The 22224-nt window shown below is 60.8% G+C and carries 17 protein-coding genes; 9 read left to right on the top strand and 8 right to left on the bottom strand.

The window, feature by feature from the left end; all coding sequences use genetic code 11:
• Positions 1-67 precede the first annotated feature (67 nt).
• Both M0814_RS20015 and M0814_RS20010 read right to left on the bottom strand, forming a co-directional pair.
• Positions 68-976, bottom strand: coding sequence for a DMT family transporter (locus M0814_RS20015; RefSeq protein WP_103484433.1), 909 nt, complete (start codon positions 974-976; stop codon positions 68-70).
• 86 nt (positions 977-1062) lie between these two features.
• The gene (locus M0814_RS20010) at positions 1063-2688 is read right to left on the bottom strand and encodes a methyl-accepting chemotaxis protein (protein ID WP_103484434.1); all 1626 of its coding nucleotides are present in this window, start codon (positions 2686-2688) and stop codon (positions 1063-1065) included.
• Between the two features lie 400 nt (positions 2689-3088).
• Here M0814_RS20010 and aceK point away from each other — a divergent pair, with 400 nt between their 5' ends.
• The 5 genes from aceK (at position 3089) to M0814_RS19985 (ending at position 11421) form a co-directional block, all read left to right on the top strand.
• Positions 3089-4810, top strand: coding sequence for a bifunctional isocitrate dehydrogenase kinase/phosphatase (gene aceK, locus M0814_RS20005; RefSeq protein ID WP_103484435.1), 1722 nt, complete (start codon positions 3089-3091; stop codon positions 4808-4810).
• Positions 4811-5023: 213 nt separating this feature from the next.
• Positions 5024-8935, top strand: coding sequence for an ATP-dependent RNA helicase HrpA (gene hrpA / locus M0814_RS20000; protein ID WP_103484436.1), 3912 nt, complete (start codon positions 5024-5026; stop codon positions 8933-8935).
• Positions 8936-9260: 325 nt separating this feature from the next.
• On the top strand, positions 9261-10382 hold the full coding sequence (locus M0814_RS19995; RefSeq protein WP_007969627.1) for a beta-ketoacyl-ACP synthase III: 1122 nt from the start codon (positions 9261-9263) through the stop codon (positions 10380-10382).
• A gap of 191 nt (positions 10383-10573) precedes the next feature.
• Positions 10574-11188, top strand: coding sequence for an RNA polymerase sigma factor (locus M0814_RS19990; protein WP_003222662.1), 615 nt, complete (start codon positions 10574-10576; stop codon positions 11186-11188).
• A complete protein-coding gene (locus M0814_RS19985; protein WP_003222664.1) occupies positions 11182-11421 on the top strand; it encodes a zf-HC2 domain-containing protein in 240 nt (79 codons plus the stop codon). Before M0814_RS19990 ends, M0814_RS19985 begins: the two co-directional genes overlap by 7 nt.
• 202 nt (positions 11422-11623) lie before the next feature.
• Here M0814_RS19985 and M0814_RS19980 read toward each other — a convergent pair whose 3' ends face one another.
• The gene (locus M0814_RS19980; protein ID WP_103484437.1) at positions 11624-12955 is read right to left on the bottom strand and encodes a putative porin; all 1332 of its coding nucleotides are present in this window, start codon (positions 12953-12955) and stop codon (positions 11624-11626) included.
• Positions 12956-13234: 279 nt separating this feature from the next.
• Here M0814_RS19980 and M0814_RS19975 point away from each other — a divergent pair, with 279 nt between their 5' ends.
• Positions 13235-14359: a GNAT family N-acetyltransferase gene (locus M0814_RS19975; RefSeq protein ID WP_103484438.1), complete on the top strand. Its 1125-nt coding sequence runs from the start codon at positions 13235-13237 to the stop codon at positions 14357-14359.
• 158 nt (positions 14360-14517) lie between these two features.
• Here M0814_RS19975 and aqpZ read toward each other — a convergent pair whose 3' ends face one another.
• The 5 genes from aqpZ to M0814_RS19950 all read right to left on the bottom strand — a co-directional run bounded on the left by aqpZ (position 14518) and on the right by M0814_RS19950 (position 19786).
• Positions 14518-15213, bottom strand: coding sequence for an aquaporin Z (gene aqpZ / locus M0814_RS19970; protein WP_003222670.1), 696 nt, complete (start codon positions 15211-15213; stop codon positions 14518-14520).
• Positions 15214-15562: 349 nt separating this feature from the next.
• The gene (locus M0814_RS19965; protein ID WP_003222671.1) at positions 15563-17395 is read right to left on the bottom strand and encodes an ABC transporter ATP-binding protein; all 1833 of its coding nucleotides are present in this window, start codon (positions 17393-17395) and stop codon (positions 15563-15565) included.
• A gap of 88 nt (positions 17396-17483) precedes the next feature.
• The gene (locus tag M0814_RS19960) at positions 17484-18041 is read right to left on the bottom strand and encodes a peptidylprolyl isomerase (protein WP_103484439.1); all 558 of its coding nucleotides are present in this window, start codon (positions 18039-18041) and stop codon (positions 17484-17486) included.
• A 3-nt stretch (positions 18042-18044) separates the two neighbouring features.
• Positions 18045-18848: an alpha/beta hydrolase gene (locus M0814_RS19955; RefSeq protein WP_103484440.1), complete on the bottom strand. Its 804-nt coding sequence runs from the start codon at positions 18846-18848 to the stop codon at positions 18045-18047.
• 14 nt (positions 18849-18862) lie between these two features.
• Positions 18863-19786, bottom strand: coding sequence for a LysR family transcriptional regulator (locus M0814_RS19950; RefSeq protein WP_025110609.1), 924 nt, complete (start codon positions 19784-19786; stop codon positions 18863-18865).
• Positions 19787-19835: 49 nt separating this feature from the next.
• Between M0814_RS19950 and M0814_RS19945 the strand changes: the two genes are divergently transcribed.
• The 3 genes from M0814_RS19945 to M0814_RS19935 all read left to right on the top strand — a co-directional run bounded on the left by M0814_RS19945 (position 19836) and on the right by M0814_RS19935 (position 22195).
• Entirely contained in the window at positions 19836-20150 is a 315-nt protein-coding gene (locus M0814_RS19945) for a 3-phosphoglycerate kinase (RefSeq protein ID WP_103484441.1), read from the top strand.
• Between the two features lie 232 nt (positions 20151-20382).
• A complete protein-coding gene (locus tag M0814_RS19940; RefSeq protein WP_103484442.1) occupies positions 20383-20982 on the top strand; it encodes an FMN-dependent NADH-azoreductase in 600 nt (199 codons plus the stop codon).
• 346 nt (positions 20983-21328) lie between these two features.
• Positions 21329-22195: a carboxylate/amino acid/amine transporter gene (locus tag M0814_RS19935; RefSeq protein ID WP_103484443.1), complete on the top strand. Its 867-nt coding sequence runs from the start codon at positions 21329-21331 to the stop codon at positions 22193-22195.
• Positions 22196-22224 lie beyond the last annotated feature (29 nt).

Below are 22224 nucleotides of genomic sequence, written 5' to 3'. Positions count from 1 at the left end.
CCATTGGAATGCATTCCTCCTGTGGGAGCGGGCTTGCTCGCGAAGACTGACTTGTTAACCCCGCAAATCAGCGGACGGTTACGGCAGCGGGCTTCACCACCGCAGGCTTCAACACCAACCACAACGCCAGCGCAATCAACACCCCGCCATAAACATGCGCCATCGACAATGGCTCATCCAGCAACAGCGCCCCCCACAACACGCCGAACGGCGGGATCATGAAGGTCACGGTCATCGACTTCACCGGGCCGATCGAACTCATCAGGCGGAAATAAATGATGTAGGCGAACGCGGTGCAACCCAGGCCCAGGCCCAGCAGCGACAGCCAGACACTCCAGCCACCCCAGCTCGCCGGGGGCTGCGTGATCACGCTGTAGCCGAACAACGGCAACAGGAACAACGTCGCGCCGAGCATGCTGCCCACGGCCGAAAGCCGGCTGTCGAGGCCACCGGCATGATCCAGCCAGCGTCGCGTCAGGAACCCGGCAAAGCCGTAGCAGGTGGTGGCGAGCAGGCAGGCGAGGGCGCCCATCAGCAGTTGCAGATCGAATGCCACGGGACCGGCGCGGGTCAATACGCCGACGCCGAACAGACCGAGGAATACGCCGCCAAATTTGGCCGCGGTGAGCTTTTCACTGAAAAACAACGCGCCAATCAACACACCCATCAATGGCGTGGTGGCGTTGAAGATGGCCGAGTAACCGGCCGGCAACACTTGGGCCGCGACCGAGTACAGCGTCGCCGGAATCCCCGAGTTGATCACCCCCAGCAGCATCACCGTTTTCAGCTTGCCCTTGAAATCCCAGCTGATGCGCATCAGGCCGAGAATCACCAGCAGCCCCACTGCCGCAATCGACACGCGAAAGAACGCGGTGGGAATGGTGCCGATTACCGGGGCGATGATGCGCATGAACAGAAAGCTCGCCCCCCAGATCGCTGCCAGCGACAACAAACGAAAGATATCGACAGGGCTCACGGTGGGCACTCCTTCCTTGATGGGGACGAGAGTGTTGCCGAGCGCCCCGACGATGGCAACCGCTAATCGGGCATTTAATTTCGCACTCAGAGCACGAAACGCGTCACCAGACCATTGAGGTCGATCGCCAGCCGTGACAGTTCCTGACTGGCGGCAGAGGTCTGGGTGGCGCCGGCGGCGGTCTGGGTCGAGAGGTCGCGGATGGTCACCAGATTCTGGTCAACCTCACGCGCCACCAGCGCCTGTTGTTCGGCGGCACTGGCGATTACCAGGTTGCGCTGGTTGATCTGCGAAATCGACGCGGTGATTTTCTCCAGTGCCTGACCGGCGCTGTTGGCCCGACGGAGTGTGTGGCTGGCTTGCTCGGCACTGCTTTGCAGCGCTCCGACGGTGGCACCGGTGCCTTGTTGGATACTGCTGATCATCAACTCGATTTCTTCGGTGGAGTTCTGCGTGCGTTGTGCCAGCGAGCGCACTTCATCGGCGACCACCGCAAAGCCGCGTCCGGCTTCACCGGCGCGCGCCGCTTCGATCGCAGCGTTGAGCGCCAGCAGGTTGGTCTGCCCGGCGATGCCGCGAATCACCTCCAGCACCTTGCTGATGTCCTGGGCCTGCGTGGCCAGGCCTTCGGCTTGCTCGGAGGCGCCGAGTACCGCGCCAACCAGTTCCTGAATCGAGCTGATGGTCTCGCTGACCTGCACATGTCCGTGCTTGCTGTCCTCGTTCGAGGCTTCGGACGCCTCGGCACTGGACACCGCGTTGGCGGCGACTTCATCCACTGCCGTGCTCATCTCGGTGACGGCCGTGGCGGCCTGCTCGATCTGGTCGTTTTGCTGTTGCAGGCCACGGGTGCTCTGTTCCATCACCGAACTCATTTCCTCGGCGGCGGAGGCCAGTTGTTGCGCCGATTCGCTGATGCCCCGGATGGTCGAGCGCAGATTGCCTTGCATCTCGGCGAGGGCCGAGAGCAACTGCGCCGCCTCATCGCGACCGTTGTCGGCGATCTGGCCGCTGAGATCGCCGGCGGCAATTTTTTGCGCGACGTTCAGCGCCTGATTGATCGGTGTAGTGATGCTGCGGGTCAGCAGCCAGGCGAGCAGCAGGGTGGCGATCAGGGCGACAACGATGATCGTCGCGACAATCCACAGCGCTCGCTGGTACATCGCAGCCGCGGCCCGGGCGGCGGCTTCGGCGCCTTGCTGGTTAAGGCTGATCATCTGCTCCAGAGTCTTGTCGAGCACTTTGCCCTGCGGGGCCAGATCATTGTTCAGGCGGTTGTAGGCCTGTTCGTTTTGCCCGGCGTCAATCTGGCTGATGATCTGGTCGAGGATGCTCAGGTACCGGGTGATGTCGGCGTTCAAACCGTCGAGCATCACGCGTTCCTGCTCGCTGGCGAGTAAGGCTTCATGGCTTTTCAGGCGCTTGAGCAATTCTTCGCGCTGCACCTGGATCAGACCTTTACTGCGCTCACGCACGGCCGGCTGGGTGCTGGTGATCAGGCGCAGAGATTCGAGGCGGATGCTGGCGATATTCGCTGCGGCGTCATGAATGCTTTCGATACTCGGCATCCACGATTCTTCGATGACCGCGGCGCTTTCACGCAGGGTTTTCATTTGACCCAGGCCGAACAGGCCAACGATCACCAGCAGACCGGCCAGCACGGCAAAACTCAAACCAGCGCGCAAACCGATGCGCAGATTGCGGATAGACATCAAAGTGCTCCTTGATCTATGGGGGAGAGGTCGTCCTCGTGGGCCGAGGATCTTGTTGTGGGGCGGGTGCTGGCGGGCTGTATATCAAAGTGCCACTATTTTGGTAAGACCAATCGGTACGCTCTCCTGCCCCGCAATTGCCAACAGGGGTAAAGCCGCAAGCCAGAGGCCTGTCCTTGTGATTGGATCCGAAAGCCAGAGAATTCGCGGTCTGGCGCGGGAATGCCGAGCAGACCGAACGAGTGATTAATTGACCGAACGGTCATCTGAAAAAACTTTGATAAAAACTGTGTCGCTGTACAACGCTGACGCGCATTTGGCAGAAATTGCACTTCTCCTGCGCGTGCATCCGTGGCTAAGCTCAGGCACAGATTTCCACATGCACGCAGAGGTCTCATCTATGCCGCAGCAATGGCCAGCCGCCTACATCGCCCGCATGATCCTCGATGGCTTTGACGATTACCGCGAGCACTTCCGGCGGATTACCGACGGCGCCCGCGAGCGCTTCGAGCAGGCACGCTGGCAGGAGGCGCAGACCGCGTCGGCGGCGCGGATCAACCTCTACGAAGAAAAGGTCGGCGAAACCATCGCCCGCCTGCGCGAGCATTTCGACGATGAGACGCTGATGAATGTCAGCAGTTGGCCGCTGGTGAAAAGCGCCTACATCAGCCTTATCGACCTGCGCTTCGACGATGAGCTGTCCGAGACCTGGTACAACTCGATCTTCTGCGGGCTGTTCAGCCATGACCTGATCAGCGACGGCTGTATGTTCATCCACACCACCCGGCCGAGCCTGCGCCGCGCCCGCGCTGCGCAAACCCGCACCTACAAGCCGCAAGGGCAGCTGTCGTCGATGCTCGCCAGCATTTTTGCCGACTATCGCTTCAGCGAGGATTACGCCGATCTGCCCGGCGACCTGCAGCGCCTCGAAGCACAGTTGCGCGAGAATCTGCCGGACTGGGTGTGCAAGGATCCGGAGTTGAGCGTCGAACTGTTCTCCTCGGTGCTGTACCGCAACAAGGGCGCGTACCTGGTCGGGCGCATCTACACCCGCGACGAGCAGTGGCCGCTGGTGATTCCATTGCTGCACCGCGAGGGTCGGGGGATTCAGATCGACGCGCTGATCACCGACGAAGCCGATGTGTCGATCATTTTCTCTTTCACCCGTTCCTATTTCATGGTCGATGTGCCGGTGCCGGCGGAGTTCATCGGCTTCCTGCGGCGCATTCTGCCGGGCAAGCACATCGCCGAGCTGTACACCTCGATCGGCTTCTACAAGCACGGCAAATCCGAGTTCTACCGGGCGCTGATCAATCATCTGGCCAACACCGACGACCAGTTCATCATGGCCCCCGGCGTGCGCGGGATGGTCATGAGCGTGTTTACCCTGCCGGGCTTCAACACCGTGTTCAAGATCATCAAGGACCGTTTCTCGCCGTCGAAAAACGTCGACCGGGCGACGGTGATCGAGAAGTACCGACTGGTGAAAAGCGTCGACCGCGTCGGGCGCATGGCCGATACCCAGGAGTTCGCCGATTTCCGTTTTCCGCTGAGCAAGTTTGATCCGGCCTGCCTGGAAGAACTGCTCGAGGTCGCGCCGTCGACGGTCTCGGTTGAAGGCGACACGGTGCTGATCCGCCACTGCTGGACCGAGCGCCGCATGACCCCGCTCAACCTTTACCTGGACAACGCCAACGAAGCTCAGGTGCGCGAGGCACTGGAGGATTACGGGCTGGCGATCAAGCAACTGGCGGCGGCCAACATCTTTCCCGGCGACATGCTGCTGAAGAACTTCGGCGTCACTCGTCACGGCCGGGTGGTGTTCTACGATTACGACGAAATCTGTTTCCTGACCGAAGCCAATTTCCGTCACATCCCGGCGCCGCGCACACCTGAAGACGAAATGGCCTCGGAACCGTGGTACTCGATCGGGCCGCTGGATGTGTTCCCGGAAGAGTTTCCGCCGTTCTTGTTCGCCGATGCCGCGCAGCGCAAACTGTTCGATCAGTTGCATGGCGAGTTGTATAACGCGGATTACTGGAAGGGTTTGCAGGAGGCGATTCGGGCGGGGAAAGTCATCGACGTCTTCCCCTACCGCCGCAAAGGATTGGATAACGAATAATCCCGGAGCATGACTAACTTGTGGCGAGGGAGCTTGCTCCCGCCGGGCTGCGAAGCGGCCCTGAAACCATCCACCGCGTCCTGTCAGTGACATCCCGACAACCGGATTACGGTTGCTGCGCAACCGAGCGGGAGCAAGCTCCCTCGCCACAGTAGGGGGCAAATCTGCGACAATCGCCCCCCTGCATAAACAGACGACCGAATTGCGTACCCGATGACCGACGAATCGCCCTCCATCGACAAACTGCTGAAAAACCTCGATCACGCCATGCTCGCCGACCGTCACCGGCTGCGGCGGCAGTTGCTCGAGCTGCGCAAGAAACCCGACGAGGCCAAGCTGGCCCAGTGGGTGGCGCGCATGCAGGCGTCCTGCGATCAGGTGCTGGCGCGCCGTGCCAGCCTGCCGGCGATTCGTTACGACGACAGCCTGCCGATTGCCGCCAAGCGCGATGAGATCAAGGCGGCGCTGGAGAAGCATCAGGTCCTGATCATCGCTGGCGAAACCGGTTCGGGCAAAACCACCCAGTTGCCGAAAATCTGCCTGGAAATCGGTCGCGGTCAGCATGGTTTGATCGGCCACACCCAACCGCGCCGAATCGCTGCGCGCAGCGTCGCCAGCCGGGTGGCCGAAGAACTCGGCACGCCGCTCGGTTCGCTGGTTGGCTATCAGGTTCGCTTCGAAGATCAAAGCGATTCCAACACCCTGATCAAACTGATGACCGACGGCATCCTGCTGGCGGAAACCCAGAACGACCGCTACCTCGAACGCTACGACACGATCATCGTCGACGAAGCCCACGAACGCAGCCTGAACATCGACTTCCTGCTCGGTTACCTGAAAACCCTGCTGCCGCGGCGCCCGGATCTGAAGGTCATCATCACCTCGGCAACCATCGATCTGGAGCGCTTCTCCAGGCATTTCGATGATGCGCCGATTGTCGAGGTGTCCGGGCGGACTTTCCCGGTGGAAACCTGGTATCGCCCGCTGACCTTGGAGCAGGACGAAGAGGGCAACCGCGTCGAGGACGACCTGACCGTGGATCAGGCGATCCTCGCCACCCTCGACGAAATCGCCGCCTATGAGCGCAGCGAGCGCCGCAGCCCCGGCGATGTGCTGGTGTTCCTGCCCGGCGAGCGCGAGATTCGCGACGCCGCCGACATGCTGCGCAAGGCCCAACTCAAGCACACCGAAATCCTGCCGCTGTACGCGCGTCTGTCGCCGGCGGAGCAGCAGCGGATTTTCCAGTCGCATCCGGGGCGGCGCGTGGTGCTGGCAACCAACGTTGCCGAGACTTCGTTGACCGTGCCGGGCATCCGTTACGTGATCGACAGCGGCACCGCGCGTATCAGTCGCTACAGCTATCGCGCCAAGGTTCAGCGCCTGCCGATCGAAGCGATTTCCCAGGCAAGCGCCAACCAGCGTAAAGGTCGCTGCGGCCGGGTCGAACCGGGGATCTGTGTGCGCCTGTACAGCGAAGAGGATTTCCTCGGTCGCCCGGAGTTCACCGATCCGGAAATTCTGCGTACCAACCTCGCCGCCGTTATCTTGCAGATGCTGCACCTGCGCCTCGGCGAGATCACCGCGTTCCCGTTCATCGAACCGCCGGACGGTAAGGCGATCAGCGACGGTTTCAATCTGCTGCAAGAGCTTTCGGCGGTGGATCGCAACAGTCAGCTGACCCCGCTCGGTCGCCAGTTGGCGCGCCTGCCGGTGGACCCGCGCATGGGCCGCATGCTGCTCGAAGCGGCCAAGCTCGGCAGCCTGCAGGAAGTGCTGATCGTCGCCAGTGCCATGTCGATTCAGGACCCGCGCGAGCGTCCGCCGGAGCGTCAGCAAGCGGCCGATCAGGCCCACGCACAATGGAAAGATCCCGATTCGGACTTCGCCGGACTGGTCAATCTGTGGCGTGGTTTTGAAGAGCAGCGCCAGGCGCTGACCGCCAGCCCTCTGCGCAACTGGTGCCGGAAGAATTTCCTCAATTACCTGCGCCTGCGCGAGTGGCGTGATTCCCATCGCCAGTTGAGCCTGATCTGCCGTGACATGCAACTGAGCCTCAACAAGGAACCAGCGGATTACCCGAAACTGCACAAAGCGGTGCTGGTCGGCCTGCTCAGCCAGATCGGCCAGAAAACCGAGGACGGCGATTACCTCGGCGCCCGTCAGCGGCGCTTCTGGATTCACCCGTCGTCGGGCATCGGCAAGAAGCGTCCGCAGTGGCTGATGACCGCCGAACTGGTAGAGACCACCAAGCTCTACGCGCGCATGGTCGCCAAGATCGACGCCGACTGGATCGAGCCGCTGGCCGGGCACCTGATCAAGAAAAACCACTTCGAACCGCACTGGGAGAAGAAGCGCGGCCAGGTCGTGGCCTACGAGCAGATCACCCTGTTCGGGCTGATCGTGGTCGGTCGCCGCCCGGTGCATTACGGCCCGGTGGACCCGGTGGTTTCGCGCGAGCTGTTTATCCGCGAAGGTCTGGTGCGTGGCGAGATTCAGTCGAAAGCCAAGTGCCTGACCGCCAACAAGCAGTTGCTCGAACAGCTCGACGAACTGGAAGCCAAGGCCCGTCGCCGCGACATTCTCGCTGACGAAGAAACCCTCTACGCGTTCTACGATGCGCGTTTGCCGGCGGAGATTCACCAGACCGCGACCTTCGACAGCTGGTATCGGGTCAACAGCCAGAAAGACCCGCAACTGCTGATCATGCGCGAAGAAGACGTGCTGGCCCGCGAGGCCAGTGAAGTCACCGCGCGCGACTACCCGGACACGCTGCACATTGGCGATCTGGAACTGGCGCTCAGCTACCACTTCGAACCCAATCACCCGCGCGACGGCGTGACCCTGCGCGTGCCGGCACCGCTGCTGCCGATGCTGCCGCCGGAACGCCTGGAATGGCTGGTGCCGGGGCTGATCGAGGCCAAGTGCATTGCCCTGGTACGCAACCTGCCGAAAGCCTTGCGCAAGAACTTCGTGCCGGTGCCGGACTTCATCAAGGCGGCGTTGCAGCGCATGACCTTCGCTGAAGGTTCATTGCCGCAAGCGCTGGGTCGCGAACTGTTGCGCATGACTGGCGCGCGGGTCAGCGATGAGGCGTGGGCGGAAGCCGCGCAGCAGGTCGAAAGCCATCTGCGGATGAACCTGGAAATCGTCGACGGCCAAGGCAAGTTCCTTGGCGAGGGCCGCGATCTGGCCGAGCTCACCGCGCGTTTCGCCGAAGCCAGTCAGGCGGCTTTGGCGGTGCCGCAGAGTGCGAAAAGTCAGCAACCGGTGGAGGCCAAGGTCTTCGCCCCGGTGGCGGAAAAGACCCAGCAGAAGATTGCCGGACTGTCGATGACGGTCTATCCGGCGCTGGTGGAAGAGGGCGGCACAGTCAAGGAAGGGCGCTTCTCGACCCCGGCCGAAGCCGAGTTCCAGCATCGCCGCGCCTTGCAGCGGCTGCTGCTGCAGCAACTGGCGGAACCGGCGAAGTTCCTGCGCAGCAAATTGCCGGGCATCACTGAGCTGGGCCTGCTCTATCGCGAGCTGGGCCGGGTCGATGCGCTGGTCGAAGACATTTTGCTGGCCAGCCTCGACAGCTGCATCCTGGAAGGCGAAGACCCGTTGCCCCGTGACGGCGCCGGGCTGGCGGCATTGGCCGAACGCAAGCGCGGCAGCTGGACCGAACACGCCGAGCGCGTGGCGCGGCTGACGCTGGAGATCCTCAAGCTGTGGCACGGTCTGCAAAAGCGCTTCAAGGGCAAGATCGATCTGGCTCAGGCTGTGGCGCTGAATGACATCAAGCAGCAAATCAGCCATCTGGTGTATCCGGGGTTCGTCCGGGAGACGCCGATGCAATGGCTCAAGGAGTTGCCGCGCTACCTGAAGGCGGTCGAGCAGCGTTTCGAGAAACTCGGTGCGCAGGTGCAGAAGGATCGAGTCTGGAGCGGCGAACTGGCCGGGCTCTGGACGCAATACCAGACCCGCGCCGCCAAACATGCGCAGGAAGGCAAACGCGATCCACAGCTGGAGCTCTACCGCTGGTGGCTGGAGGAATACCGGGTGTCGCTGTTCGCCCAACAGTTGGGGACGAAAGCGCCGATCTCGGACAAACGGCTGAGCAAGCAGTGGAGTCAGGTCGAGGCCTGATCTTGAGCCGTACGCGAACCCGTGTGGGAGCGAGCCTGCTCGCGAAAGCGGTATATCAGACACCATCCTCGTGACTGACACACTGCCTTCGCGAGCAGGCTCGCTCCCACATTGGATCTGGGTAGTGCTTGAGAAAGGCGCCAAAACCTTGGGTTTATGGCAAACTTCGCGACCATAAATGCCGTTTTCGCGACCCAGAGCCTTTGGCGAGTTCGCGGATCGGACTAAAAGATGCCAGGTCAGCGTCCCCGGACGGAAATAGACCCTTTGTGTGTTGGTACGTCGGTGCCAGCGCTTTCTGCCTGAACAGATTAGAGAAACGACCATGCATAACGTCGTCATCAGCGGCACCGGCCTGTACACCCCGGCCAACAGCATCTCCAACGAAGAGCTGGTGCAGTCTTTCAATACCTATGTTGCGCAGTTCAACGCCGACAACGCCGACGCCATCGCCAGCGGTGAAGTCCAGGCGCTGACCGAATCCAGTGCTGCATTCATCGAAAAAGCCTCGGGCATCAAGAGCCGCTTTGTCATGGACAAGGACGGCATCCTTGATCCTGCGCGCATGGCCCCGCGCCTGCCGGAGCGTTCCAACGACGAATGGTCGGTCCTGTGCCAGATGGCTATCGGCGCCGCCGAACAGGCGCTGCAACGTGCCGGCAAGACCGCTGCCGACATCGACGGCGTGATCGTCGCCTGCTCCAATCTGCAACGCGCTTATCCGGCCATCGCCATCGAAGTCCAGGAAGCACTGGGCATTCAGGGTTTCGGTTTCGACATGAACGTGGCCTGCTCCTCGGCGACCTTCGGCATCCAGGCCGCGGCCAACAGCGTGCAACTGGGCCAGGCCCGGGCGATCCTGATGGTCAACCCGGAAGTCTGCACCGGTCACCTGAACTTCCGTGACCGCGACAGCCACTTCATCTTCGGTGACGCCGCGACGGCGGTAATCATCGAACGCGCTGACCTGGCGACGTCCAAGTACCAGTTCGACGTGGTCAGCACCAAACTGCTGACCAAGTTCTCCAACAACATCCGCAACAACTTCGGCTTCCTCAACCGCGCGGCGGAAGAGGGCATCGGCGCCCGCGACAAGCTGTTCGTGCAGGAAGGCCGCAAGGTGTTCAAGGACGTCTGCCCGATGGTCGCCGAACTGATCGGTGAGCACCTGGAGGAGAACAAACTCAACGTCGGCGACGTCAAGCGCTTCTGGCTGCACCAGGCCAACCTGAGCATGAACCACCTGATCGTGCGCAAGCTGCTGGGCCGTGAAGCCACCGAAGAAGAAGCGCCGGTGATTCTCGACACCTACGCCAACACCAGCTCTGCCGGGTCGGTGATTGCCTTCCACAAATATCAGGACGATCTGGCCAGCGGTTCGCTGGCGGTATTGAGCTCGTTCGGCGCCGGTTACTCGATCGGTAGCGTGATTCTGCGCAAACGCTGAGTCACCAGCCCTCGTGGCGAGGGAGCTTGCTCCCGCTGGAGTGCGTAGCGCTGCCAAAACCGGCGATTGCGGTCTTGCTGAAGAACCGCAATCGCCGGTTTTGCGACTGCTGCGCAGCCGAGCGCGAGCAAGCTCGCTCGCCACAGGGTCGAGTGCGTTAACGTTAATCGGTATTTGCAAACGAGGCGTGCATGGCCGCAACCGACGACACCCAACTGCTCGAACGTCTGCTCGCGGGTGAGCAAAAGGCTTTCAAGGAACTGGTCAGCACCTACCAGAGCGCCATGCGCGCCGTGGCTTACGCGATTGTCGGCCAGCGCCATGTCGAAGAAGTGGTGCAGGACGCCTGGCTTTCGGTGGTGCGCCATATCGGCAGCTTCGAGGGTCGTTCCAGTCTCAAGACCTGGCTGCTGACCATCACCGCCAATTCCGCCAAAAGCCGTTACAAACAAAACCGCCGCGAAGTGTTGATGGACGATCTGCCGTCACCCCACGGCACCATCGACGACGATCGCTTTTCTCCCGGTGACGGCCATTGGCTGGTGGCGCCATTCGCCTGGCATCAGGACACTCCGGAAGCCTTGCTCACCGAAAGCGAACTGCGTGATTGCCTGGAGCACACCTTGCTCAGCCTGTCGGAACTGCAAAGCAGCGTGTTGCTGCTGCGCGAGCGTCAGGGTCTGGAACTGGAAGAGATCTGTAATCTTCTGGAGATCTCGCTCTCCAATGTCCGTGTGCTGCTGCATCGTGCGCGGCTGAAAGTCTTCGCCACGGTGGAGCATTTTGAGGAGACCGGCGAATGCTGACCTGCAAGGAACAAGTAGCGCGCTCCAGCGATTATCTCGATGGCCAATTGAGCTTTCGCGAGAAACTGCTGGTACGCCATCACCTGATGTTCTGCCCGAACTGTCGGCGGTTCATTCGTCAGATGCGTTTGATGCAAGCGACCCTGAAGGCGCTGCCGGAGAAACCGCAAGAGGGTGTGGACGCGCTGGCCGAACGTCTGGCCGAGCAGCGCCGAAAAGATAGTCTTCTGTAGACGCTGAACCATTGTGGCGAGGGAGCTTGCTCCCGCTGGGTCGCGAAGCGGCCCCCGCTTTACTTAGAAGCAGAGGACTGCTTTGCAATCCAGAGGGAGCAAGCTCCCTCGCCACAGGTCAGATAAAAATAGCCCGGCGCGGGACGAAACGAACGGATGATGGGGATCGTCCCGCCCGCGTCAGGCTAGAGGGTGACGCGTTTTAGAACTTGGCTTCGGCATCCAGTTGCAGCGTATTGATGTCGGAGTCGGTCTTCTTCAGGCTGGCGTTGGTGTAGTCCGAGTTGGCCATGAAGTAGGTGGCACCCAGGGTGAAGTTCTTGTCCAGCTCGTAGCTGACTTTCAGCTTGCTGCCGCGCGAACCGGTGTAGCCGTTGGCGAAGTCGGAGTCGGTGAAGGCACCGACCACCGCGTTACGCTGTACGTCGCGGTAGTTGTAGTCGATCCCGAAGCCATAAACCTTGGTCTTGACGCCGGCCAGCCAGCCAGTGTCCTGGTCGTTGCTGGCGTCTTTGTTGTTGACGTACTGACCGTAGATCGACAGCGGTACCGGCAGGTTGGCGATGTCCAGTTGACCAAAACCTTCGTACAGTTTGAAGGTTTCGTTCGGGCTGTTGCCGTTGACGGCCAAGGCACATGGCGCAGTGACGGTGCCGGTGGTCGGGCAGGCGCTGTCCTTGTCATTGTCGTAGGAATAGAGGCTGCCGCCCAGGGTCAGTTTCAGGCTGTCGGTCAGTGCGAAGCGACCGCCCAACTGGCCAGCGTACAGACGCAGGTCGTGCTTGAACTGCACGCCTTCGCCGTCGACGTTGTCCTTGAGGGTGTAGTGGCCAGCGCTACCGAACAGCTCGGTGCTGCCGTTCAGCGGGTACTTGTAGGTGACGGCCAGACCTTCCGGGTTGATGTCGCTGTCCCAGATGATGTCGCCCATGCTGACCCACGGCTGGTTCATTTTACCGGCGATCAGGTGCAGGTTCTTGATGGCGTCAGGGTGGTAGTCGACGTAACCCTGGTCGAGCCAGATCTGCTTCTTGTCGAAGTAGTTGTTCAGGTCCTGGTTGGTGGAGCGGGCGTCGTCGCTGCTGCCGGTGGCGATACGGATACCGGTGTCCACCTGTGGGTTGATTTCGGTGTAGGCACCCAGACGAGCACGAATGCGCTGACGGTCCTGGTCCTTGCTGTTCGGCACGCCATCGTTCTTGACGGTCTCCTGACGGAAACGCACGTCGCCCTTGAACTGGGTCTTGGCGGCCCAGGCAAGTTTCTGGTCGAAAGAGCTCAGTTCGTTGGTTTTCTTCGCGGTCGCCGCGATTTGCTCGTTGGTCTCTTGCTGCGCCTGCTGCGCGATTTGCTGAGCCTTCTGATCCTTGGCCAGTTCAGTTTGCAGTTCGATGTACTGCGCCTGGGAAATGGAACCGTTGGCCTTGAGCATGTCGAGCAGTTTGGCGTCGACTGCGGCACTGGCCGGAACACTCATGGCCAGCAACAGGCCACCGCACAAGGCCGCCGCAGTTTTTGTGGAAGCAAGACGCATAGCAATCTCCGAAGATGAGAGGGGATGGCTGAACCATCCTGGGCACACCGACGCGCACGTCGGAAAACAGTGTCCGGGTAGAACCCGGCGCTCTAAAAACAGGAGCGAGTATCGCGATGGTTTATGACAGAGCAGTGGCTAAGTGATGTCATGTCGATGACGATACAAAGATGTCCTGAACTATTGATCTAGAGCGCTGTCGTCCGAATGCTCGTGTGCAAAGGGCAGCGATAAGCGATACTCGCGGGGCTTTGATGCCCGGAAGTGGAGAGTCAGTTGATGCCGTTGCAACGCCTGCAAAGCCTGTCAGAAATCGCCCCGGCGACCTGGGATGCACTGGTGCCCGAGACCCAGCCGTTTCTGCGCCATGCCTTTCTCTCGGCCCTTGAAGACAGCGGCAGCGTTGGCCCGCACACGGGTTGGCAAGCCGAGCATCTGCTGCACGTTGAAGGCGGTCGGTTGATCGCCGCGTTACCCAGTTACCGCAAGTGGCATTCCTACGGTGAGTACGTGTTCGATCACGGCTGGGCCGATGCCTGCGCCCGGGCCGGCATCGATTACTACCCCAAACTGCTGACGGCGGTGCCGTTCAGTCCGGTCAGCGGCCCGAGACTGTTGGCGGCGAATGTCGAGGATGGATTCGAACTGCTCAAGAGCCTGCCGGGCTATCTGGAAATCGAAGATCTTTCCAGCGCGCACATCAATTTCACCGACCCCTTCACCGACGCCGCCATGGCCGAGCAGCCGGGCTGGCTGCAGCGCATCGGCTGTCAGTATCACTGGCAGAATCGCGGTTACCGCGACTTCCAGGACTTTCTCGACGTGCTCAGTTCGCGCAAGCGCAAGCAGATGCGCAAGGAACGCGAACAGGTGGCGGGGCAGGGCTTCGAGTTCGAATGGTTGACGGGGCGCGAGCTGGACGAGTCGCAATGGGATTTTGTCTACGCCTGCTATGCCAACACTTACGCCGTGCGCCGCCAGGCGCCCTATCTGACGCGCGAGTTCTTCAGCCTGCTGGCCGCGCGGATGCCGGAGGCGATTCGGGTGGTCTTCGCCAGACAGGGTTCACGGCCGGTGGCGATGGCCTTCAGTCTGGTCGGGGGCGACAGCTTCTATGGGCGCTACTGGGGGTGTCTGGCCGAGTTTGACCGGCTGCATTTCGAGACGTGTTTCTATCAGGGCATGGATTATGCGATTGCCCACAGATATCAGCGTTTTGATGCCGGTGCGCAGGGCGAGCACAAGCTGATTCGCGGCTTTGAACCGGTGATCACCCATTCGTGGCACTACCTGCGTCATCCCGGATTGAAAGCGGCGGTGAAGGATTTCCTGCAGCAAGAGCGCGCTGGCGTCCTTGCTTACGCTGAGGAAGCCAGAACAGCCTTGCCGTATCGCCAAACCTGAGTTCGCCTTTAATCGGCGCCGACATTCATTCTTGAGCGTGGCTGATTTCCTGATGTGGGAGGGGGCTTGCTCCCGAATGCGGTGTGTCAGTGCAGTAAATATGACTGACACGGCGCATTCGGGAGCAAGCCCCCTCCCACAGGGGATCTCCAGTGGTGTCAGGTGTCCTCTTTACCCAGCCAGCGATAAATCGTCCCGCCCACCACTGCGCCCAGCAGCGGCGCGACCCAGAACATCCACAACTGCGCGATCGCCCAGCCGCCGACCATCAGCGCCGGGCCGGTGCTGCGCGCCGGGTTGACCGAGGTGTTGGTGACCGGAATCGAGATCAGGTGAATCAGCGTCAGGCCCAAACCGATGGCGATCGGTGCGAGGCCCGCCGGGGCGCGTTTGTCGGTGGCGCCGAGGATGATGATCACGAACATTCCGGTCATCACCAGTTCGGTGACAAACCCGGCCGCCATCGAGTATTTGCCCGGTGAGTGCTCACCGTAACCGTTGGAGGCCAGGCCGGCGGCGATGTCAAAACCCTCCTTGCCACTGGCGATGTAGTAGAGCAGGGCAGCGGCGAGTATCCCGCCCACTACCTGGGCGATGATGTAGGCCGGCAGCTCCCTCGCCGGAAACCGCCCGCCGACCACCAACCCGACCGACACCGCAGGATTGAGGTGACAGCCACTGATGTGACCGATGGCGAACGCCATGGTCAGCACCGTCAGACCAAACGCCAGGGCCACCCCCAGCACTCCAATGCCCAACGGCGAAGACGCTGCAATGACCGCGCTGCCGCATCCTCCCAGAACCAGCCAGAACGTACCCAACAACTCCGTGACTGAACGTTTGAACAGAGACATGAGAGAGTCCTTGATAGCCATGCTATCGAGACTGTATTGCGTTGTGCTTCCCTGCAGATTTACGACAGGTTCCGTGCTGGAGCCTTGGCTGAGTACAGCAGGCTTTGGATGGATTTCCAGCAGGCATGAAAAAACCGCCAGAGCCCGTGGTTGGCGGGCTGGGGCGGTTTTCTGGCGGACAAACATTGTGTGGCGAGGGAGCTTGCTCCCGCTGGACAGCGAAGCTGTCCCAAAACTATCTGCACGGTAGTGTCAGACTTTCACGGTTGGCGAGCTTTGCGCCTGCTGCGCAGCCGAGCGGGAGCAAGCTCCCTCGCCACAAAAGCTCACAGAATCGGGTTTTTTGTGATCAATCGATTCCGACAAACCCTCCGGTCTGGTGCGCCCACAACCGCGCATACAGGCCGCGATGCGCCAGCAGTTCGGCGTGGGTGCCGCTCTCGGCGATCTTGCCGTTTTCCAGCACCACCAGCCGATCCATACGGGCGATGGTCGAGAGGCGGTGAGCAATGGCAATCACGGTTTTGCCTTGCATCAGGGTTTCCAGGCTTTCCTGGATCGCCGCTTCCACTTCCGAGTCGAGTGCCGAGGTCGCTTCGTCCATGATCAGGATCGGCGCGTCCTTGAGCAACACCCGGGCAATCGCGATGCGCTGGCGCTGACCGCCGGACAGCTTCACCCCGCGCTCGCCGACGTGCGCATCGAAACCAGTGCGACCTTCAGCGTCCGACAGTAACGGAATGAACTCGTCGGCGCGGGCCTTGTGCACCGCGTCCCAGAGCTCGGCGTCGGTGGCGTCAGGCTTGCCATACAGCAAGTTGTCGCGGATCGAGCGGTGCAGCAGGGAGGTGTCCTGCGTGATCATGCCGATGCGTGCGCGCAGGCTTTCCTGGCCGACTTCGGCGATGTTCTGCCCATCGATCAGAATACGTCCGCCCTCGACGTCGTAGAGGCGCAGCAGCAGGTTGACCAAGGTCGATTTGCCGGCGCCGGACGGCCCGATCAAACCGATTTTCTCCCCCGGTTTGATGGTCAGGTTGAGGTCGCCGATGATGCCTTTCTTCTTGCCGTAGTGAAAATCCACGTGCTCGAAACGCACTTCGCCACGGGCCACGGCCAGGGGTTTGGCCTGTTCGCGATCAGTGACGCTGACCGGTTGCGAGATGGTCTGCAGACCGTCCTGGACCATGCCGATGTTTTCGAAGATGCCGGTGACTACCCACATGATCCAGCCGGACATATTGACGATACGAATCACCAGACCGGTCGCGAGAGCAATAGCACCAACGGTGATCAGCGACTGCGTCCACAGCCACAGCGCCAGCGCGGTGGTGCCGACGATCAGCAGGCCGTTCATGGTGGTGATCGCCACGTCCATGCTGGTCACCACGCGGCCGGCCATCTGCGCCTTGACCGTCTGTTCTTCGATGGCTTCCTTGGCGTAGTGCTGTTCGAAATTGGTGTGGGCGAACAGCTTCAGGGTGGCGATGTTGGTGTAGCCGTCGACAATCCGCCCCATCAGTTTCGAGCGTGCGTCGGAAGCTTCCACCGAACGCTCTTTCACCCGCGGCACGAAGTAGTACAACGCGCCGATGTAGGCAGCGATCCACGTCAGCAGCGGGATCATCAGGCGCCAGTCGGCTTCGGCGAACAGCACCAGCGAACTGATCGCGTAGATCACCACATGCCACAGCGCATCCACCGCTTGCACCGCCGAATCGCGCAGCGAGTTGCCGGTCTGCATGATGCGCTGGGCGATACGCCCGGCGAAGTCGTTCTGGAAGAAATTCAGGCTCTGTTTGAGCACGTAACTGTGGTTCTGCCAGCGGATCATGCTGGTCATCCCCGGGCTCAGGGTCTGATGCACCAGCAGGTCGTGCAGGCCGAAAAAGATCGGCCGCAGCACCAGCGCAACCACCACCATCCACGTCAGTTCGAGGGCGTGGTCGCTGAAGAAATTCGGGTTGGGCGTGCCCTGGGCGAGGTCGATGATGCGGCTCAGGTAACTGAACAGCGCCACTTCGATCAACGCGGCAAACAGGCCGACCACCAGCAGAGCAGCGAAGCTCGGCCAGACTTGTCTCAGGTAGTAGGTGTAGAAGGGCCAGACACGATCTGGAGGGGACGCCGTCGGAGCGTCGCGGAATATGTCGATCAGTTGTTCAAAACGGCGATAGAGCATCAGATAACCGCCCGGAAGCCGGGCTCTCCTTTTATCGGTGTGAGCGGCGTGGCGTCAGGCCAGCGCCGCTCGATACGCCCTGTACAGCTTAGTCGATGACTTTGGCCGACTTGATGATCACAGGGTCGACAGGCACGTTTTGCATGCCCTGTTTGGTGGTGGTTGGCGAGTTGACGATTATGTCGACCACGTCCATGCCTTTGACCACTTTGCCGAATACGGCGTAGCCATCACCCTGGTCGAGGAAATCGTTGTCCTTGACGTTGATGAAGAATTGGCTGGTCGCCGAATCAGGTGCGGAGGTGCGCGCCATGGACAAGGTGCCACGGACGTTGGCCAGACCGTTTTTGTGTTCGTTCTTGATCGGCGCTTTGGTGTCTTTCTGCTGCATCTGTGGAGTGAAACCGCCGCCCTGAGCCATGAAACCCGGGATCACGCGGTGGAAAATGGTATTGGTGTAAAAGCCGCTGTTGACGTAATCCAGAAAGTTCTTGGTACTGATCGGCGCCTTGACCGAATCCAGTTCGATTTCGATCTGACCGTTGGTGGTGTCCAGCAGCACGTGCTGTGCTTTGGCAGGCGTGGCAGCCATCAGGTTGGCGGCAAACAGCACAGTACCAGCGGCGAGGGCGAGTTTTTTCAGCATGGGTCAGTGATCCTGAGATTGAGTGTCGGCTGCGGCGAAAAACTCCAGCAGCGTTTGATTGAAGCGTTCGGGTTGATCGAGCGGGGTGGCGTGGCGCGAATCGGCGATCACCACCAGCCGCGCATTCGGCAGCAGTTTTACATAGGTTTCTTTCAGCGCGACGGGTGTGTAGTCACGGTCGGCGCTGACGATGAGGGTTGGACAGGAAATTCTCGAAAGTCGTTCCTGAACGCCCCAGCCAACAATCGCGTCGAAGCTGGCGAGATAAGCACGTTTGTCGTTTTTTGCCCAGCGCTCGGACATTTTTTGCCGCAGTTCGGCCTGCTCAGGCTTGGGAAAAAGTTTGCTGCCCAAGGCCTTGCCGATGGTCGCAAGGCTGAGTACGCGCATCAGACTCCAGCGCTTGAACCACTGCCAATAGTCGTCGCGACTGCGGATTTTGACTTCGGGAGCGCTGTTGACGATGGTCAGGCTTTTCAGCATCCGCGGCTGATCGACGCCGAACTGAAAGCCGATCATCCCGCCCATCGACAGCCCGATATAGTGCACCGGGCCGAGGTTCAAGTGTTCGATCAGTGCCAGCAGGTCTGCGCTGAAACCGGCGATGCTGTAGCGCTCGCGGGGTTTGTCCGAGCGACCGTGACCGCGAATGTCCGGTACGATCACCCGGTAGTGCGCCGACAGCGCCGGGATCTGCATTTCCCAGTCCAGGGTGCTCGAACCGAGCCCGTGAACCAGCAGCAACGGCGAACCGTGGCCATATTCCTCGTAGTGCAGGTTGCAACCTTCGTGCTCGAAATAGGCCATCGGTGAACTCCGTGTCAGGCTTGTTCAGGGGCGGCGAACGGTGCGTCCAGCGGCAAGGTGTCGAAGGTGCGCAGCAGTTCGATGAGGATCTGTGTCGCCGGGCCCAGCGGCTTGTCCTTGTTCGAATACAGATAGAAGCTCGGGTTGCGGCTGCCGCCCTGATCCAACGGTAGCAGCTTGAGCGTGCCTTCCTTCAATTCCCGTTCGATCATGTGCCGCGGCAGCCAGGCGAAGCCCAGACCGCTGCTGACGAACGTGGCAGCGGTGGCGAGGCTGCCGACTGTCCAGCGCTGTTCGGCGCCAAGCCAGCCGACGTCGCGCGGCTGCTGGCGACCGGAGTCGCGAATCACCACCTGCATCTGGGTTTCCAGATCCTGGAAGCTCAGTTCGCGATTGAGCCGATGCAGCGCGTGATCCGGGTGGGCGACCGCGACAAACTCGACGTCGCTCAATTCCGCACCGAGGTAGCCGGGAATGCTCAGGCCGGTGATCGCCAGATCGGCGACCCCTTCGAGCAAGACCTCTTCGACCCCCGACAACACCTCTTCGCGCAGCCGCACGCGGCAGCCGCGACTCTGCGGCATGAACGCGGTCAGCGCGCGGACGATGCGTGCGCTCGGGTAGGCGGCATCGACCACCAGCCGCACTTCGGCTTCCCAGCCCTGTTCCATGTGGTGGGCGAGGTCTTCCAGCTGGCTGGCCTGTTTCACCAGTTGGCGCGAGCGGCGCAGCAGCACGCCGCCAGCCTCGGTGAGCACCGCTTTACGTCCGTCGATGCGCAACAACGGCACACCGAGCTGGTCCTGCATGCGGGCAACGGTGTAACTCACCGACGATTGCGAACGGTGCAAGGCCTCGGCGGCCTGGGCGAAGCCGCCGTGGTCGACCACGGCTTGCAATGTTCGCCATTGATCAAGGGTCACGCGGGGCGCTTTCATCAATAGCTCCTCTTGTCCTAAGCTGGCCGTCCCTCATGGAGACTGGCGAATGAAAAAATTCTGTTGTGTGTTGCTGGCGCTGCTGCCGCTGACGGCGTTTGCTTACTCGATCGACGTGCAGAAAAACCTCAATGGCTTGAAGATCGACTACGAAACCTACGACACCGATAAGGACATCGGCTCGATTCGGGTCGCCAACTACGGCGACGTGGACGCTACCTGCAAAGTCGTATTCAACAATGGTCCGGAAGCACCCCGTACGCGCAACATCGAAATCCCGGCCCGCAAACATACGAACGCCACGGCCAAGTTCTCCCGCGAGATCATCAGGCTGCGCATCGACCTGAGCTGCAGCCCGAAATAACGGTCGATTCCTTGTAGGAGCGAGCCTGCTCGCGATAGCGGTGTATCAGTCAGAGAATGCGTCAATTGACACACCGCTATCGGGAGCAGGCTCACTCCTACAAGGGTACGTGTCAGCATCTAAACGAATTATTCGATGCTTTGCAGCAATTATTTGCGCTTTTTCATCGATCCATCCCTGTTTAACCTCCATTCCATCGACCTACAACATTCTCGGATGGAGGCTACACACCATGTCCCGCGTTCTGATCATCGAAAGCAGTGCCCGCCAGCAAGACTCGGTTTCCCGTCAACTGACCCAGACCTTCATCAGCCAGTGGAAATCCGCGCACCCCAACGATCAGATCACCGTGCGTGACCTCGCCGTGAACCCCGTTCCACACCTGGACATCAACCTGCTGGGCGGCTGGATGAAGCCCGCCGAGCAGCGCAACGCCAACGAACAATCGTCGCTGGATCGATCCAACGAATTGACCGATGAATTGCTCGCCGCCGACGTACTGGTGATGGCCGCGCCGATGTACAACTTCGCGATCCCGAGCACTCTCAAGGCCTGGCTCGACCACGTGCTGCGTGCCGGCGTGACCTTCAAGTACACCGAAACCGGCCCGCAAGGCCTGCTCAGCGGCAAGCGTGCCTATGTGCTCACCGCTCGCGGCGGCATCTATGCCGGCGGCCCGGCCGACCATCAGGAACCGTACCTGCGTCAGGTCATGGGCTTCATCGGCATCCACGACGTGACGTTCATTCACGCCGAAGGCATGAACCTGGGCGGCGACTTCCAGGAGAAGGGCCTGAATCAGGCCAACGCCAAACTGTCCCAGGTCGCTTGACAGGTTAATCCCCAGATAATCGCCGATTGTTCTAGTGACCCGGCGCAACCCCTTCAAGGCCCTACGCGCATCGAACCTCCCTTTGCACTTGTTGCTCCTGAGTGCTGTAGCCCGATTGAACGCTTTAGCGAGATCGGGCTTTTTTTTGCCTGTGTTTTTTGAACGACACAAAACTCCTTGTGGGAGCGAGCCTGCTCGCGAAAGCGGTGTATCAGACAAGTATCTGTCGTCTGACACTCTGCCTTCGCGAGCAGGCTCGCTCCCACAGGGGAATTTTGTGTTTCGGGCTATTCGCAGTGAGACCAGAAAACCGCTATCGTCGCCGCCATTCGAAACAGAGGCGACCATGGGCTATCTACTTTTTGTCACGCTGATTCAGGCGTTTTCCTTCAGTCTGATCGGCGAGTACCTGGCGGGGCACGTCGACAGCTACTTTGCGGTGCTGGTGCGCGTGGTGCTGGCCGGGCTGGTGTTCATTCCGCTGACCCGCTGGCGCTCGGTAGAACCGGCGTTCATGCGCGGCATGCTGCTGATCGGCGCGTTGCAGTTCGGCATCACCTACGTCTGCCTGTACCTGAGCTTCCGCGTGCTGACGGTGCCGGAAGTGTTGCTGTTCACCATCCTCACACCACTGCACGTGACGTTGATCGAAGATGCGCTGAACCGACGCTTCAACCCTTGGGCGCTGGTCGCCGCACTGGTGGCGGTGGGCGGCGCGGCGGTGATTCGTTTCGACAGCATCAACCCGGACTTCTTCATGGGTTTCCTGCTGCTGCAACTGGCCAACTTCACCTACGCCGCCGGGCAGGTGCTGTACAAGCATCTGGTGGCGAAACACCCGAGCGATCTGCCGCACTACCGACGTTTCGGCTTCTTCTACCTCGGCGCGCTGGCGGTGGTGTTGCCGGCGTTTCTGCTGTTCGGCAAAGCCAACTTCCTGCCCGAAGCACCCTTGCAGTGGGGCGTGTTGCTGTTCCTCGGACTGGTCTCGACGGCGCTGGGGATGTACTGGTGGAACAAGGGCGCGTGCATGGTCAACGGCGGCACGCTGGCGGTGATGAACAACCTGCATGTGCCGGTGGGCTTGCTGCTGAATCTGCTGATCTGGAATCAGCATGAGGAACTGGGAAGGTTGTTGCTGGGCGGCAGTGTGATTCTGGCGGCCGTATGGATCAGCCGGTTGGGCATCCGCAATTCCCAAGCCACCGCATAACCTCTGTGGGAGCGGGCTTGCTCGCGAAA

The organism is Pseudomonas sp. MWU12-2020 (genome assembly GCF_023100605.1).
In the GTDB taxonomy this organism is placed as follows: Bacteria; Pseudomonadota; Gammaproteobacteria; order Pseudomonadales; family Pseudomonadaceae; genus Aquipseudomonas; species Aquipseudomonas fluorescens_H.
The sequence above is the reverse complement of the archived record's forward strand: the minus strand, read 5'-3'. Positions and strand labels throughout refer to the sequence as shown.

What these genes read in the sequence shown, in the direction of transcription:
- M0814_RS19960 (WP_103484439.1), bottom strand. Translation starts at nt 18,041, where the DNA reads ATGCTGAAAAAACTCGCCCTCGCCGCTGGTACTGTGCTGTTTGCCGCC.
- M0814_RS19955 (WP_103484440.1), bottom strand. Translation starts at nt 18,848, where the DNA reads ATGGCCTATTTCGAGCACGAAGGTTGCAACCTGCACTACGAGGAATAT.
- M0814_RS19935 (WP_103484443.1), top strand. Translation starts at nt 21,329, where the DNA reads ATGGGCTATCTACTTTTTGTCACGCTGATTCAGGCGTTTTCCTTCAGT.
- hrpA (WP_103484436.1), top strand. Translation starts at nt 5,024, where the DNA reads ATGACCGACGAATCGCCCTCCATCGACAAACTGCTGAAAAACCTCGAT.
- aqpZ (WP_003222670.1), bottom strand. Translation starts at nt 15,213, where the DNA reads ATGTCTCTGTTCAAACGTTCAGTCACGGAGTTGTTGGGTACGTTCTGG.
- M0814_RS19990 (WP_003222662.1), top strand. Translation starts at nt 10,574, where the DNA reads ATGGCCGCAACCGACGACACCCAACTGCTCGAACGTCTGCTCGCGGGT.
- M0814_RS19975 (WP_103484438.1), top strand. Translation starts at nt 13,235, where the DNA reads ATGCCGTTGCAACGCCTGCAAAGCCTGTCAGAAATCGCCCCGGCGACC.
- M0814_RS19995 (WP_007969627.1), top strand. Translation starts at nt 9,261, where the DNA reads ATGCATAACGTCGTCATCAGCGGCACCGGCCTGTACACCCCGGCCAAC.
- M0814_RS19950 (WP_025110609.1), bottom strand. Translation starts at nt 19,786, where the DNA reads ATGAAAGCGCCCCGCGTGACCCTTGATCAATGGCGAACATTGCAAGCC.
- M0814_RS19965 (WP_003222671.1), bottom strand. Translation starts at nt 17,395, where the DNA reads ATGCTCTATCGCCGTTTTGAACAACTGATCGACATATTCCGCGACGCT.
- M0814_RS20010 (WP_103484434.1), bottom strand. Translation starts at nt 2,688, where the DNA reads ATGTCTATCCGCAATCTGCGCATCGGTTTGCGCGCTGGTTTGAGTTTT.
- aceK (WP_103484435.1), top strand. Translation starts at nt 3,089, where the DNA reads ATGCCGCAGCAATGGCCAGCCGCCTACATCGCCCGCATGATCCTCGAT.
- M0814_RS19980 (WP_103484437.1), bottom strand. Translation starts at nt 12,955, where the DNA reads ATGCGTCTTGCTTCCACAAAAACTGCGGCGGCCTTGTGCGGTGGCCTG.
- M0814_RS19985 (WP_003222664.1), top strand. Translation starts at nt 11,182, where the DNA reads ATGCTGACCTGCAAGGAACAAGTAGCGCGCTCCAGCGATTATCTCGAT.
- M0814_RS19945 (WP_103484441.1), top strand. Translation starts at nt 19,836, where the DNA reads ATGAAAAAATTCTGTTGTGTGTTGCTGGCGCTGCTGCCGCTGACGGCG.
- M0814_RS19940 (WP_103484442.1), top strand. Translation starts at nt 20,383, where the DNA reads ATGTCCCGCGTTCTGATCATCGAAAGCAGTGCCCGCCAGCAAGACTCG.